General features: G+C 38.3%; 13 protein-coding genes. 8 read left to right on the top strand and 5 right to left on the bottom strand.

Going from position 1 to position 15,632, the window contains the following annotated elements; translation table 11 throughout:
* Positions 1 to 29: 29 nt before the first annotated feature.
* From PARC_RS01395 to PARC_RS01365, 8 genes are all read left to right on the top strand, one after another.
* Positions 30 to 890 (top strand): YicC/YloC family endoribonuclease, encoded by an 861-nt coding sequence (locus PARC_RS01395; protein WP_010555443.1) that lies wholly within the window; start codon positions 30 to 32, stop codon positions 888 to 890.
* A gap of 182 nt (positions 891 to 1,072) precedes the next feature.
* Positions 1,073 to 2,323 (top strand): tyrosine-type recombinase/integrase, encoded by a 1,251-nt coding sequence (locus PARC_RS01390; protein ID WP_010555442.1) that lies wholly within the window; start codon positions 1,073 to 1,075, stop codon positions 2,321 to 2,323.
* Positions 2,316 to 3,068, top strand: coding sequence for a hypothetical protein (locus PARC_RS01385; RefSeq protein ID WP_010555441.1), 753 nt, complete (start codon positions 2,316 to 2,318; stop codon positions 3,066 to 3,068). The genes PARC_RS01390 and PARC_RS01385 overlap by 8 nt, the downstream gene beginning before the upstream one ends.
* Positions 3,062 to 3,202 (top strand): RNA polymerase sigma factor region1.1 domain-containing protein, encoded by a 141-nt coding sequence (locus PARC_RS21975; RefSeq protein ID WP_148664643.1) that lies wholly within the window; start codon positions 3,062 to 3,064, stop codon positions 3,200 to 3,202. The genes PARC_RS01385 and PARC_RS21975 overlap by 7 nt, the downstream gene beginning before the upstream one ends.
* Positions 3,165 to 3,398 carry a helix-turn-helix transcriptional regulator gene (locus tag PARC_RS01380; protein ID WP_010555440.1) on the top strand — a complete coding sequence of 78 codons (234 nt, stop codon included), beginning with the start codon at positions 3,165 to 3,167 and terminating at the stop codon, positions 3,396 to 3,398. The genes PARC_RS21975 and PARC_RS01380 overlap by 38 nt, the downstream gene beginning before the upstream one ends.
* Positions 3,395 to 3,622 (top strand): helix-turn-helix transcriptional regulator, encoded by a 228-nt coding sequence (locus PARC_RS01375; RefSeq protein ID WP_010555439.1) that lies wholly within the window; start codon positions 3,395 to 3,397, stop codon positions 3,620 to 3,622. Before PARC_RS01380 ends, PARC_RS01375 begins: the two co-directional genes overlap by 4 nt.
* A 197-nt stretch (positions 3,623 to 3,819) precedes the next feature.
* Entirely contained in the window at positions 3,820 to 4,725 is a 906-nt protein-coding gene (locus PARC_RS01370) for a YagK/YfjJ domain-containing protein (protein ID WP_010555438.1), read from the top strand.
* 151 nt (positions 4,726 to 4,876) lie between these two features.
* The gene (locus PARC_RS01365) at positions 4,877 to 5,419 is read left to right on the top strand and encodes an HGGxSTG domain-containing protein (RefSeq protein WP_010555437.1); all 543 of its coding nucleotides are present in this window, start codon (positions 4,877 to 4,879) and stop codon (positions 5,417 to 5,419) included.
* Positions 5,420 to 5,779: 360 nt separating this feature from the next.
* Here the strand turns inward: PARC_RS01365 and PARC_RS01360 are convergent, their stop codons facing one another.
* From PARC_RS01360 to PARC_RS01340, 5 genes are read right to left on the bottom strand one after another with little or no spacing between them, the layout of a single operon-like run.
* Positions 5,780 to 8,665: a type I restriction endonuclease subunit R gene (locus PARC_RS01360; RefSeq protein ID WP_010555436.1), complete on the bottom strand. Its 2,886-nt coding sequence runs from the start codon at positions 8,663 to 8,665 to the stop codon at positions 5,780 to 5,782.
* A 55-nt stretch (positions 8,666 to 8,720) separates the two neighbouring features.
* Positions 8,721 to 10,715, bottom strand: coding sequence for an RNA/DNA-binding domain-containing protein (locus PARC_RS01355; protein ID WP_010555435.1), 1,995 nt, complete (start codon positions 10,713 to 10,715; stop codon positions 8,721 to 8,723).
* A 6-nt stretch (positions 10,716 to 10,721) separates the two neighbouring features.
* Positions 10,722 to 11,942 carry a restriction endonuclease subunit S gene (locus tag PARC_RS01350; protein WP_010555434.1) on the bottom strand — a complete coding sequence of 407 codons (1,221 nt, stop codon included), beginning with the start codon at positions 11,940 to 11,942 and terminating at the stop codon, positions 10,722 to 10,724.
* The gene (locus tag PARC_RS01345) at positions 11,939 to 13,510 is read right to left on the bottom strand and encodes a type I restriction-modification system subunit M (protein ID WP_010555433.1); all 1,572 of its coding nucleotides are present in this window, start codon (positions 13,508 to 13,510) and stop codon (positions 11,939 to 11,941) included. Before PARC_RS01345 ends, PARC_RS01350 begins: the two co-directional genes overlap by 4 nt.
* Positions 13,511 to 13,523: 13 nt before the next feature.
* Positions 13,524 to 15,626, bottom strand: coding sequence for a type I restriction-modification system subunit M (locus tag PARC_RS01340; RefSeq protein WP_010555432.1), 2,103 nt, complete (start codon positions 15,624 to 15,626; stop codon positions 13,524 to 13,526).
* Positions 15,627 to 15,632: the final 6 nt, after the last annotated feature.

Here is a 15,632-nt window from a genome sequence, read left to right as displayed (position 1 = left end):
ATTGTATTTATAAATTTAGGAAAATATCCATGATCCACAGTATGACAGCTTATGCGCGTCGCGAAATAAAAGGCGATTGGGGAACTGGCACTTGGGAAGTTCGTTCAGTGAACCAGCGTTACCTTGAAACATTTATTCGCGCACCAGAGCAATTTCGTGGCATGGAGCCAGTTATTCGTGAGCGTTTACGCAAACACTTACAACGCGGTAAAGTTGAGGTTTTTTTAAAGTTTGTAGCAAATCCTGCCCATGTTGGTGAGCTATCAATTAACCAAGCCCTTGCTGAGCAACTTATAAATAGCTCTAAATGGGTTCAACAGCAAAGTAATGGCGACATTAATCCTGTTGATATATTGCGTTGGCCTGGTGTTATGGAAGCTGAAGAACTTGATATGGATAGCGTTAATACAGCACTAATTGCTGGTCTTGATCAAGTAATCGAAGATTTTAAATCAGCTCGTGGCGATGAAGGTGCAAACCTTGAAGAAATGATAGCAATCCGCCTTGATGCGATTTTAGAGCAAGTAGAAATTGTAGAAACGCATATGCCTGAGATTGCTAAATGGCAGCGTGAAAAACTGGCTCAAAAGCTAGAAGACTTAACAGCAAATATTGACGAGTCACGCCTTGAACAAGAACTTATTTATCTTGCTCAAAAACAAGATGTAGCTGAAGAATTAGATCGTTTAAAGTCTCACGTTAAAGAAACTAAAAAAATCCTTAAAAAAGGTGGCGCATGCGGCCGCCGCCTAGATTTTATGATGCAAGAATTTAATCGTGAAGCTAACACGCTAGCATCTAAGTCTATCAATAGTGACATCACTACTGCCGCTGTAGAGTTAAAAGTATTGATTGAACAAATGAGAGAACAAATTCAAAACATAGAATAGCGTTTTAGCCTGTTTCAACTTGTTTATAACTCATTAATAAGCCTAGATTTTTCTAGGCTTTTTGTTTTCTACCGTTCATACTAGCCCCCTATTGTACGTGTCCAAGTGGTTACCAAAGTGGTTACCAAACCGCTTGGTAACCACTTTTTATAATCCTTGGTAACCATTTTTGATGTAACTCAATGAATGTAAAAGAAATCAAAGCAAATATTAAGAGCTGTAAAACGCTTAGGTTTAGTGTTGGTGACAGCCTTTATATAAAGCCTAGCAAAGATAAAAAAAGCGGTGCTTGGGAGCTTCGATATACTATCAATAATAAACGCCACTTTATGACTCTAAAAGGTAGCAACTTTCCAGACAAGACATTATCTGACGCTCGAATTGAAGCAGCCTTGATAAATAAAAAAATTAAGAATGGTATAGACCCACTTGCCGAAAGAGTAAGACAGGGACAAGAAACTATCATAACAATGAACGACCTATTTAATGACTGGTTTAAAGATAAAAGTAAGGAAGTAAAAAATCCTCACTTGCTCGAAAGACAATATACTAAAGATATAAAACCATACATTGGTAAGCTCAAAATTGATGATGTAAATGCACGTGATATTAGGGCTATCATAAAAGAAGTTGTAAATGATGGGCGTCCCTCTATATCTACAAAGTGCTTAAACCTATGTAAAAATCTATTTAAACATGCACAAAAACTTGATCTCACAAAGTCAAACCCTGCTGCAGCTTTTAGTCAGAGTGACGCTGGGGGGCAAACCAAAAGTAGAAAAAGAGCATTAAGCCTGCAAGAAATTGAAAGTACATTTGATGTACTCAGAGAGAATTCGACTGTTTTTACCAGAGATAACTATTTAGCAATGGTATTACTTCTTGTATTTGGTAACCGTAAAACCGAGGTTACTCAAGCAAAGTGGGAAGAATTTGATTTTAATGAAAAGATTTGGAATTTAGGCACAAGAAATAAAAAAGAAGTTTATATTCAGATTCCTATTGCTGACGAAGTCATACCCATATTTGAAGAGTTGAAAAGAAAATCGTGTGGCTCCGAGTACGTATTCCCAGCAAGAAAAGTTAGCAAAGATGGTCATATGTGTGAAAACACTTTGAATCATGCCTTAGCTAAAATGTTTGGCAAAAGTATTAGCAAGAAATCATACCCTAACCTACTTGAGCCTAAAGGCATTAAGCACTTTACTATTCATGATTTAAGACGAACATGTCGTAGCTTATTCGCTGAACTTGGTTATGAAGGAAACGATGTAACACGTTATCTAAATCATACTATTAGTGGTGTTGCTGGTATTTACAACAGATATGATTACTTGGATGAGCGAAGAAAGCTTGCAAGTGTAATGGCAAATCAAATACTTCCTAGAGCTAAGATATCAATGATGTCTGAAGGAATTAATCTAAATGAATAAATTTGAATTATTTCCAAAATGTACACCGCGAGAAGGTTTAAAAATTCAATCACAGCCATTTTTGGTACATGTTCAAGAGCTTGGAGAGATTGATGAGGATGATATTAATTATGCTCAGTTAGAAGAAATAGCTTCACCTGTAGGTATTGAGAAGCCCAATTTAATAATATCCTCTATAAATAACTTACCAAAAGATGAGTTTGGCCAAGATATTATGTTATTGGAGAAAGAAGCAATTAAACGTAAAGCGATGCTGGTGGAGGACACTCTAAGAGCGCTTCCAGACAAGTCTAACGTAGATTACAAGTTTTGGCTTAATAAACTAATGCATGAAATGTTTACGCTTGGCTCACGAGTGCAAGAGCATAATGACTTTGTAGAACATTTATATGCCTTAAGAGCCACAGAAAAGCATTCTAAAGACCGAACAATAGCAGGTGAGTCCTCACCTAAAAAGTATCAGCCTTTTATTGATCTTATCAATGTAATAGTCAGTGACATAAAACTACACACGCATATGTCTAAATGTAGTAGAGCGAATTTAGCAACGGCAATTGATGCTCTATTTTCTATAAATACTATTTCTCCTCCTTCACATAAAACGATTAAAACATATATTAACGATGCGTATGGCTCTACCGCTAAAAAAGGTCGAAAGTCTAATTCTGCTCCATCCCTTAAGGAAGTTGAGGAATGGGTGAAAACTAACTATAAAGATAAAATTCACTTAAAATCAAAATGTTAAAATCTTTAATAAGCCCTTATCAAGCTAAGGGCTTATTAACCTATACGCAGATCAATAATATTCTCCCATCAACAATGATGAACCGGAGAAACCAATTTGAGCCAGCTAACAACACCAACAACGCAATTTACTGACCGCCTAGTCAGAGAAGCAGAAAGAGCCAAAATAACGGCTGTCTCTCGAACCAGCGCTTGGGCTTTAGAAAAAAAAGGCCTCTTTCCGAAAAGAAGAAAACTTCATGCCGATAGCGACAGAGTTTGTTGGTTATTAAGCGAGCTTTTAGACTTTGTAAAATCTCGCGAAGTAATAAATATGGAGCGAACTCAATGAACGAGAAAAAGCTACCAGATCTTGCTATGTATATTGACGATGCTCGAATGATTAAAAAGCCTGAATTGCAAAAGCTTCTTAACATCAGTAGGTCAACACTTGGAAGATGGATAAAGGCTGGCCATTTCCCCCCACCAGCTCATGTAATAAATGGGCGGTCCATGTGGCATTTTCAAGATTATAAAAATTGGCTAGCCAAAAAACACACAAAAGCAGGTAAATAAACTGCTTTTTTTTGGCCTACTGATGACACACTTTGAAACAAAATGATCAGTAAAAACACGCTATTCAACAAGCTAAAAATATATCTTAGTTATTATTTTAAAAGGGCTTTTATCTGTAAAGCGCCTATCCACTAATAGCGGATATTAAATAATATAAAAAAGATACCAATTAATAACTAAAGCAAATAGATATAACAATGACCTTTAAAATATCAACAACTAACTCAGTAAACTTTATATACAAAGACCATAGCTACAGAGTATTTAAACCAAAGACAAAAGGGCAAGATCTAAAAGCGTTAACTAAAGTGTTTAAGCATTGTGAATGTATGCTTTCTCACTACTCTAAAGTACTCGTAGCAAGAATAGACTTAAGTACTAAATCTTATTCTATTAATAATCAGATGTTCTTAAAGTTTATTAAAAAACAGTTGTCGATACTTACAAAACAATATAACTGCAAAGTAAGTTATATATGCGCTAGAGAGAGAAATACATCTTCAAATCATCATTATCACTTAGCTGTGTTACTAAGTGGGCATAAAATAAAGCATAGTAGTAAGCTAACCTACCAATTAAAGCATGCTTGGGAATCTGATGGCTTAGGTTCGGCCTCATTAGTTAGCCACCCATACTACCTAATGCAAAGGGGTAATAAACTTACTATAGAACCAGCTCTATACCGCTTAAGCTATTTTACTAAACGTGCCACGAAAGAAGCTAACATTAAGGCTCATAGCTACTTATTTAGTAAACTTGAATACTCAACAGAGCACGTTGATAGATGCTTTAACGATATTATGCTCGTGAATCCAGCTATTACATATCAGGGAAATAAAGAAGCGGCTCTAATAAAGCAAGATAACTCAGAGGCTGGTGGTATCAAGTTACTAAAAAGGCTATCAGGTATAAGCAGTACACAGCTAATACAATCTAAACTTCATCGCTCATTACAGTACAGCGATCACCCTAATCAAGTTAATAACGATCAAGTACCTTTGCAGCACTCTATGAACCGAAACATACACATGCAAGGTGATCGATCACCTTACGCGAACAGACAACATAAACCTCTATTTAGTGATCGCTTTACGTGGCATTAAATTAATATAACCCTTTGATTTATATATTCACCCCATGGTGGTAAGCATATAAATATTCGATTTTAAAAACTTTAAAGAAAATAAATTTTCAAAAAACAAACCCTATGAACCGAAATTTCACCGAACATGATCGATCATAAAAAGGCAAAAAATGAGTAAGTTTGATTTAGAAAGTCTACCCAAGTGTGGCGCTAAAACACGTTCAGGTAATCCCTGTAAGCGCTTAGGCAACAAGCGTAATGGTCGATGTAAATTGCATGGTGGTCGCTCTACAGGCGCAAAAACGATTGAAGGCAAACTTGCCGTACGTACTAACCCTATCAAAAATGGAGCTGGTTGGAACGTCATACAAGGCTATGATCCAGAGTTAAGTGAATACTCTATCGAAGCATATCTCCAGTTGTTCGATATGGCTAAACTCAACAATACAGATAGCAGCGAGTTAAATGCATTAATAGCGCAGCACAGGGTTGCATTAGAATGCTTTAAATATCGCGTTCTTGAGTACTATGGCGCGGATAGCTTTATCATTATCCAATCGGCACTTGATGCACATTACAAAGATATTGATAGTCAACACCTCCATTTTCATATTCACACAAAAGTAGTAAAAGCTCCCTATTTCCACCAACGTATGAGTGAAGCAAGAAAGCAGTTTCTACTTATTAATAAAGCCTTTAAGTTTAATTGGTAGCAGGACGCCAACCGTTGACGGTAATCTATAGGGGGTGCAACGTTGCACCCCCTATAGAAGGATTCAAATGAAGCCTATAGCAAACTATTTATGTTAAAAATGAGGCCGTCAACCGTTGACGGTAATATACAGGGGGTAACGTTACCCCCCTTTATCGCCACATTTTTTGAGTTGGTAATAAATTAAAGTAAATTTGTTATGTGGATAATTGATCCGTCAACCGTTGACGGTAATATACAGGGGGTAACGTTACCCCCCATTTATCGTCACATTTTTTGAGTTTGTAATAAATTAAATTTGTTGTGTGGAGAATTGACCCGTCAACCGTTGACGGTTTACACAAAACACTACTACAGTCCTTTAAAACCCTGTCATAAACGTATCTACAAAACGTTTAAATTTATCGGTAATAATAGGCAATACTTTTTTGCGTTGTAATAAGCTGGGTTTGGTTTCGAGTACCTCAGCAAAGTCATCCCTTAGTGGCATTTCGTCACTTAGCTCATAGCGAGTTACTAACTTTTCTAAGCGTGCTTGGTTTAGCTTTTGTTCTTGGGCGAACCTCTCAAGTTCTAGACGCTTTTCTTTTTCCCAATAAAGCTCAAACTCTTCATCAACGTCAGCGCTGGCGGGTATGCCTTGTAAGTGCTCGTCCATAAACTTATCTATTAGTGCTTTTTTACTTAATAAGGTTGGGTCTGTGGCTATTAAGTTTGCTATTACTTGGCGTTTACGGGCTTTTTCGTCGGTACTTTCCTCACCATGTAACTCACGTAATAACTGCAAAATATAGGTTACGTTTACTATATCGCTGTGTAGTAGCTCTAGTTCAAAATCAACGTCATCTAAAACCGATACTTTTTCTTTACTTGAGTTCTCACGTAGCTGCCTGCCAAGGTCGGCATACTTACTCGTATAATCCTGAAACTCTTGCTCGCCCATGGAGGTTGAGTCCATATCAAAATCAGCAAAGTTACTTAACATGTTCTTTAAGCGCATAAGCTCGCGAAACTGCCTAACAAACAGCGCCTGAGCCTCTTCGTCAGGTAAAGCATCAACTGAGTCAACGGTAGGCGTAATTGCCATTAGCGCTTCGTAGGCGCTGTTGAAATCAGTAAGCAGCTCATTATACGAAGGGGTTTCTATGTATTCTTTAGGCTGCTTGTTCGAAAATAGCGTGAAGGCAGTGTCAGCAGCTTTTTTAAGGTTTCTGAAGCACACTATATTACCGTGCGATTTAGTCTCGCCCAATAGACGGTTAGTGCGCGAAAACGCCTGTACTAAGCCGTGGTACTTAAGGTTTTTATCGACATATAAAGTATTGAGTTTAGGAGCATCAAAGCCTGTTAAAAACATATTCACCACCAGCAATATATCAATCTCTTTGGCTTTAACACGCTTAGATATATTTTTGTAATAGTCTTCAAATAACTTACTGTCTTTGGTGGAGTAGCTTGTACCAAACATTGTGTTGTAGTCGTTAATAAATGAGTCTAACTTATCGCGGCTATGCAGCTTAACGGTTTGCCCTTCGTTTAAATACTTGGCTGATATTTCTTTAATTTGCGCATCATCATTACCTAATTCGTACTCTTCCTCTTCATTGGCCTCGTAGCTAAATATGGTGGCAATTTTAAGGTTATGTTTGCCCTGTGTTTTTTTGCTCGCAAACAACTCATAGTACTGAATAAGCTCAGCAACGCTTGATACACAAAACATGGCGTTATATTCGCGGCTATGCGTTTTGCGGTTATGCTGGGCAATAATGTAATCGGTTATTTTATCTAAGCGCGCAGGCGAAGTTAAAAGCTCTTTGGTGTCGATATCTTCAACTTCAATATCTAGGTTATTGTTAGAGCCATCTTTGTACTGATAACGCCCAACGTACTCAATAGCAAACTTAAGCACATTAGCGTCGCGTATTGCATCCACAATTACATAAGGATGTAAGCATTCACCAAATAAATCTTTAGTGGTGCGTTTCACTGAGTTTTTAGCAACGGCGTTGTCGGCAAATATAGGCGTACCCGTAAAACCAAACAACTGCGCGTTATTAAAAAACTCGGTAATGTTTTTATGTGTATCACCAAATTGGCTGCGGTGGCACTCGTCAAATATAAACACAATGCGCTTATCTTGTAGGCTTTGCATTTCTTTCAAATAGCGCTGCTTAGTCACCACGTTATTAAGCTTTTGCAGCGTTGTGACCACCAGCTTAGTATTACGGCTTTGGTTGACTTTTCTACCCTTCATTGGCTTGTCTAACAGCTGGTGGAACAACATACTGGTGTTGTCGGTGCTGTCTACTGAGCCTTTTACAAACGCATTAAACTCAAGCGCTGTTTGGTAATCTAGATCTTTACGGTCTACCACAAATACTACTTTATCAACCTCACTCAGCGAGGTCATAATTTGCGCTGCTTTAAATGAGGTTAACGTTTTACCCGAGCCCGTTGTATGCCAAATATAGCCATTGTCGGTTGTAGTTTTAACTTGCTCTACAATCGCTTCTACTGCATAAAACTGATACGGCCTAAGCACCATTAAGTACTTACCTGTTTCATTAAGTACAATATACTTGGTGAGCATATGCGTTAAGTGCGAAGGCGTTAAAAATGCTTCGGCAAAGTCGTGTAACTGGCTTATTTTATTATTTTCATTATCAGTCCAGTCAAAGGTTTGCTTAGCCGACATTTCACTGTTGTTAGAAAAGTACTGGCTATTAACCCCATTCGACATTACAAACAGCTGCACATAGTTAAACAAACCATGGTTGGCATGAAACGAGTGCTTTTGATAACGTTTAATTTGGTTAAACGCTTCTTTTAGTTCAATACCACGGCGTTTTAGCTCTATTTGTACCAGCGGCAAGCCATTAACCAATAGCGTTACATCGTATCGGTTAGTGTATGTGCCTTTTACTGTAATTTGTTGCGCTACCTGAAAGCTATTTAGCTGCGGCTCATCACACAACAGCGTTAAATGTCTGCTGTCGCCGTTATCAAGTGTTACATCAAGCTGATCGCGCAGTGTTTTGGCTTTTGCAAATATATTACCTTTACCAAGCTTACCCAATATTTGCGTAAACTCAGTATCGCTTAACGTGCAGCCATTCACTTTTTCAAGCTGCTGCTTAAGATTAGCTTCAAGAGCTGCGTTATCCTTTAAAATAACGCGCGTAAAGCCTTGCTCGCTAAGCTGTGCAATTAAGTTATCTTCTAATTGTTGTTCACTTTGATAATTCATTTATACCTACAATTCCTTGATGCTAGCCTTATGCAATACATTCACAGCTTTATTGCTAATCTTTATGTAACTTATAACCCTGTTCTGGGTGATTCGGTATTGTTGGATATGCCAAAAACAATACCTGCTCTTTAACCATTTTACTTAAGTAGTTACGTCTTAGCGTGTCGGGCTTCATTCCTAATAGCTGTGCTATATCACCCAACCTTAAACAGTGCGGCTGTGCTTCTTTACATAGGGCTATTATTGCTTGTTCTACCTCAGACTTCTGCTTTCTACTTGAGGCAGATCGTACTTGCTCACCTATAACCCATAGTGAACTCCATAACTCATTAGCTGCAACCGTATCTACTTCTGTATTGTCTTGGTCCGGAGTATTTAAAGCTAGGTCCGGACCTTCATTGCTTAACTCCGGACCTTCAGTATCTAGGTCCGGACCTTCGCTATTTAACTCCGGACCTTCAAACAGCGAAAGCTGATCTAACTTAGGAGAGGCTACAAACGTAATACTCTTACCTGCATCATTATCAGGTGTAGGGATTTGTATCCCTTTTAAGTGATATATCTTGCCTCTGTGCTGGCCTGCCGACTCTAAGTATCCTGCATTAACTAACTGACTTAACGCAAGTGTCACTTCTCTTGTATGCTCTGAGGTCAACGAACAAATACGCTCGTGGTTAAACCATGACTCAGTAATGGCGGTAATCAAAATAGTCCGTTTAAGCTCGCTCAGCTTTTTATAACCACTACCAAAGGTATCTGTAAGGCGCTTATCAAGCTCAGGCGACACAATATTAACCATGCGCAACTCTAAAAAGGTTTGATTTAGCTCGTCCTTTTCATACATATGCGGTGGCTGCCAGTTTTGCGCTTTACAATTACTGTATATCTTAGGAATACCCGACCCTGCTTTTTCGCTTAAACCAATATTTAAAAACATTTGATGAATAGCAGGGTTTCGGCACTGGCTGTTACCCCCCGCTTTAGCCTCATGCACAGGTATACGCATTAGCCCTGCGTTTCTAAAGCCGATAAAGTCAGGGTGTTTTTCAATTAAAATATTACTTTCGGTATTAAATTCTGCATGTGCGAGTGTATTAACGAGTGCTTCACGAATAGCCTCATGCGCAGGAGTGGTATCTTGTCGTTGGCCATCATCGGTTAAGCTAAACCCTACTTTTAAATCTGCCGTAAGCTTACGATACACTTTACGATAAAAATCAAAAGCATTACCCGACCAAGAGCCATCAGTATAAATTCGATCTATCCAGCGATGTGTACTGTCGTCTTTTTCTTGATAATCGAGTGCAAAACTAGGTAGTGCATCTTGAATAGCATCCCACTTACCAAACATCACTAAGCCAGCAAGGGTTAAACCCGCTTTACCTGTTGCGCGGTCTTGTTGCCAGCCACGTATTGAGCGCAAAAACTCTTGGTCGCTCAATTCTAAAAAAGGGTGTTGTGGCTTGGCATCAACAAACATTTGCCTGTAAATGCGCAGGCTCTCGGGGTCTATGTCGTCAAGGGTAAAGTGCTCTAAAATACGGTTGTCGCGCACTTCCTCTTGCTCTGCCAGCATTTTATTTACTGCCGGTGGCAAACACTTTTGATCGGCCTCGTAACGGCGCTGATAAGTGCCATTAAGTGGGTTCGCATTCATAAATACAGGGCGGCTTTCGCGCGGGGCGCGTGGTACAGTAATCGCAATAATCGATTTGCCTTCCAGTATTTCAATGCGCACGTCACTTTCGCTGAGTAAATTAACACTCACTTTATTCGGATTATTAACAATATCCCAAATATTCTTAATTAGTGGCGCTGGGTTTGTTATACCCTCAACTGTAAACGTGCCTCTTCTTTCTTTAATGCCCAATAAAATTACGCCACCACGGGTATTGGCAAACGCACTATAGGTTTCCCACATATCATTAGGCACTGCGCCATGGCCGTCGCGCCCACCAGCAAGCTTGCACTCAACCTCTACGCTCTCTTGCAAAGTTTGAATATCAATAATGTTCGCTATTGGGTTGTCGTTAATTTTATTAGTCATTATTTCTCACACAAACATTTGCTGTAGTAAGCCTTTTTTAAATAGCTTAGTCTGTTCAATTTGCTCGTTAACAGCGTCTATTTTTTTATCGAGCGATTGTAAAAATTGTGCTATTTTTTGTTGTTCTTTCAAGCAAGGTAACTGAACTTTGGTTTTGAGCCAACTTTGGGTTTTAAACAGTAACTTCTCAATATGTACGCCATCACTATTAATAAAAAATGCACGTCGCATGTAGAGGGTTGTAGACAAGCGATTAAAGTAATCAATATCTAACTTTGTTGGTTGAGGTCTAAATACATTGTATTCATTAGAAACAATAGCCCCATCAAGTTCTTCAGGTACCAACCCGCAGGCTCCATGAACTATCTGTCGTTTTGATATTACAAACTCACCTTTGTGGATGGTGAATTGGCTTTTAACAAGTACATCCTTACCTTTAAAGTGTCCACGACTTTTAATCCCACCAAACCCCCTCTTTACAGTGATCAGCTCATAAGTAGCTTCATCATCCATTTTTAATGCGTCAGCTTGTAAAATAAGAATATCCCTTAAAGAATATTCATTCCAATCAGGAAAAGCGTTTCCATCATCGTCTTTAAAGCGTATTTGCTGGCTGAAAATTTGTTGCATTACGCCTTTTTTATAGTCTTTTAATAAGCGATGCTTTTCAGTTAGCTGACTGATTTTAGTATCTACAGAAGTAAGGAAGTCAGCTATTTTTTGTTGCTCATTTTTGCATACAGGTAAAACTACAGGATATTGATATAATTCACGTATCGATATGAAGGGTTGATCACTTCCTATAGATTTTGACTCTACAAATTTTTTAACCTGAATACTAAGTAAATGATATAGATAATCATAATTAGCTAAACCTTTACTAATTACCTTGCCTACTCTCTGGTAGAGTATAGCCCCCTCATCCATAGCTGTAATTTTAGAGATCTTTAATTGCCCATTAGTAATAGGTCTATTTAATGCTAATACAATATCTCCTCTTTCCAAAACTAACTCGGCTTCAGACAAACTATATTCCTCAGGTAAAAAGGATGGAGCTTTCCATTTTATAGTGCCATAACCAACATTTTCGATCTGGAGCAGAGGCCGACCTTTGGTTGAATACTCACTGGCTTTAAAGCCCTTTCCCGACTTTATTTCTAATAGCTTACCAATGCTTGTTTCAAAATTTTTCACTTGTTCCGTGAAAGCAATTTTAAACTCGCTCATGCTTTGACCTCAAACGGCACTTCAATGCCTAGCTCATCACAAAAACCAGCAATCGTTTTATCTGTTTCAAGCATTGCTTTATCATTTGCGACAAGTTGCTGTGCTACTTCACTCAAATCAACAAGCACCTCATCTTCAAAGGTATCTACGTAACGCGGAATATTAAGGTTGTAGTCGTTTTCTGCTAGATCCGACTGCGTGGCTGCAAACGCATATTTATCAATATAATCGCGTTTGTTTACGGCATCTAAAATACGTTGTAAATCTTCCTCTCGCATTACGTTGTTGTTAGTGCCTTTTTCAAAGTGATTACTGGCGTCTATAAACAATACGTTGTCGTCAGCGTTACGGTGTTTGTTTAGCACCAACACACAGGTAGGAATAGACGTACCAAAAAATATGTTAGCAGGTAAGCCTATTACCATATCAAGGTAGTTTTTTTCTTTAATAAGGTGTTTGCGTATATGCCCTTCGGCTGCACCACGAAACAACACGCCGTGCGGTAACACCACCGCCATTGTGCCGTTGTCGTCAAGCTGGTGGATCATGTGCTGTACAAAAGCAAAGTCGGCTTTACCTTTTGGTGCCAGCTTACCGTAGTCGGCAAAGCGCTCGTTATTCATGTGTAGCGGGTTGGCAGACCAATCAGCCGAAAATGGCGGATTAGCTACCACAGCGCTAAAGCGTTGCTCAAGATGTGCTGGAACTTCTAACGTGTCGTCGTTTTGAATGTCGAACTTAGTGTAATGCACGTCGTGCATAATCATGTTCATACGCGCTAGGTTGTAAGTACTTGGGTTTTGCTCTTGGCCGTAAAATTTTAAATCGGGGTTATTAGCTTCTTTTGCAACACGTAACAACAATGAGCCAGAGCCACAGGTAGGGTCGTAAACCGATTTAATATGCGGGTTATTTAAGGTGACTAATTTTGCTAGTAACTTTGACACCATTTGCGGCGTATAAAACTCGCCTGCTTTTTTACCCGCACCGCTGGCAAACATACCAATAAGGTATTCGTAAGCGTCGCCAAGTATGTCTATTTCGCTACTTTCTAGGTGAAAGTCGATGTTATCAAGGTGCTCTAATACTTTAGCTATTAACTTATTACGCGCATCCGGTGTTTTACCTAACTTGTTAGAGGTTAAATCTAGCTCGTCAAACAAGCCGTTGAAATCGTCGGCGCTGTCTGCGCCCATCGTGCTTTGTTCAATATGGTTAAGTACGTTGGTTACATCGTCTAAAATAAACTTATCGTTAGCACCGCGCTCAGCCAATACATGAAACAGCTCTGCAGGCTTTAAAAAGTACCCTAACTTATCAAGCGCCTCTTCTTTTACTGCTTCTAAGTACTCTTGACCCTCTTCTGTTGTTTCGTCAATTTTAGCAAACACAATGCCGTCTTCACTTAGTAACTGATTGGCATAAGTGTTGAGCTTATCAGACAGGTATTTATAAAAAATAAGCCCAAGTATATAATCGCGAAAGTCATCAGCAGACATGTTGCCACGTAAGCTGTTCGCAATATTCCAAAGCTGTTTTTTTAATTCTTGTTGGTGTTGTTGAACCATTAATTTAATCTCTTTATTTTAATTCTGTTTCTAACCACTTAATATGGTCACTTATCCCATCAAGTCCAGGATATATAGAAGCCTTGTGAACGCCGAATTTATATAGTTGCTCCCTAAAGCTTTCTTTTAAGCGGCTAGGGATAATAATCTTTTTAATTTGGCCTGAATAAAATGGTAAATTCAATTCATTATGTACAGTAAAAATGCCACTTTGAGAGATGATTCTTCCAGTCAAGTGTGGAGGAATATAACGTCTGACAGGTTCATCATTAGGGAGCTCCAATGGGTCGGAGTAATCTTTAGTGTCAAAGGGCTCTTTTCGATCTGTTAACACATAAATTGCAGCGTCTTTTGTTAGTTCTTTTTCTACAGCAAAGTAAGTAGAAACCAATGGGTTTTTGCTCCAATCTAGTAATCTAGTAGGTAGGCCGTGATGCTGTGCTAAGGCAAGCCACTCCCATTCATCCCTAGGAGTAAATTCAAGAAAGGGTATAGCTTGCTGCTTAAAACTCTCAAATATAGCTTTTTCTACTTTATATATTTCATCTTGTTTTACATTCATCCTGCTTGCAGTAGTGCGCAGCTCAAAACTTTTGTCAACAACTCCCCTAAAAAACGTAAACTTGGGATTATACTTCTCAAAAACACTTAATAATTCCGCAAAACTCTTCACTTCTGTCGTTGGGTATAATGTGACATATTTAGTAATACTCAAGTTAAAGTCATTGCTTTCAATTTCACCTAAACTGACAGCTTTACTAAAAAGTGTAACGCTATTTCTAGCTGCATAAGTTTGGAGTGTATTTAAAATTGTACCCTCAGTAATTGAGTTATTAGCCTTCGTACTATGGTAGTCATTACTAGCATCGAGAAATAATATATCTTTTTTGTTTATACGGTTTTTCTTAAAAACTAAGATACAAGTTGGAATGGAAGTTCCATAGAATAAGTTTGAAGGTAGCCCTATAACAGCATCTAAATAATTAAACTCTTTAATTAACTGCTTTCTAATAATACCTTCAGCACCACCTCGAAAAAGGACACCGTGCGGCACCACTATAGCCATGGTCCCGTTATCGTCTAGCTGATAAAGCATATGTTGGATAAAGGCAAAATCAGCTTTAGTCCGAGGTGCTAATTGTTCGTAATTAATAAATCTTGGGTCGCTTTTAAATGATGTTTTACGTGACCATGAGACAGAAAATGGAGGCACTGCTACCACAGCATTGAAACGTTGTTCTAAATGTTCTGGTTTCTCTAAAGTGTCCCCCTTTTTAATATTGAAGTTAGAATAGGGTATTCCATGCATAATCATATTCATTCGTGAGAGATTATGAGCATTTGAATTTTGCTCTTGGCCATAGAGCTTTATATTAGGGTTGTTAGCTTCTTTAGCTACACGTAACAATAGAGAGCCAGAGCCACACGTAGGATCATAGACCGAATTAATATCGGGTGTATTAAAAGTTACTAATTTTGCAAGTAACCTAGAGATCATCTTAGGAGTATAAAACTCCCCAGCTTTTTTTCCAGAGCTACTAGCAAACATAGCTATAAGGTTTTCATAAGCACTACCTTGTATATCTAATTCACTATCTTCCAAATGCAAATTAACATTATCAAGATGATCAAATACCTTAGTAATCTGCTTGTTACGCGCATCAGATGTTTTACCTAACTTGTGAGAGGTTAAATCTAGCTCGTCAAATACACCGTTAAAGTCATTAAAGCTATCAGTGCCGATAGTTCTCTGCTCTATGCTTTTAAATACACTAATAGTTTCATCAAGTATAAATTCACCTTTTCTACCGCGATTAGCCAAAGAATGAAATAACTCTGAAGGCTTTAAAAAGTAACCTAACTCATCTAGTGCTGCTTTTTGAACAATTTCTAAATACTTTTGATCTTCAACAGTAGTCTCATCTAATTCAGAAAATACAACGCTATTTTTATCTAAGAGTTGTTCAGCATAAGTATTGAGTTTTTCCGATAAATATTTATAAAAGATAAAACCTAATATGTAATCACGAAAATCATCGGCAGACATGCTACCACGCAAACTATTCGCCATACTCCAAAGTTGCTTTTTTAATTCTTGTTGGTGCTGTTGAGGCATTAATAT

It is taken from the genome of Pseudoalteromonas arctica A 37-1-2 (genome assembly GCF_000238395.3).
Classification (GTDB): domain Bacteria; phylum Pseudomonadota; class Gammaproteobacteria; order Enterobacterales; family Alteromonadaceae; genus Pseudoalteromonas; species Pseudoalteromonas arctica.
Note: the sequence above shows the minus strand (reverse complement) of the source record. Positions and strands in the feature narration are given on the sequence as shown.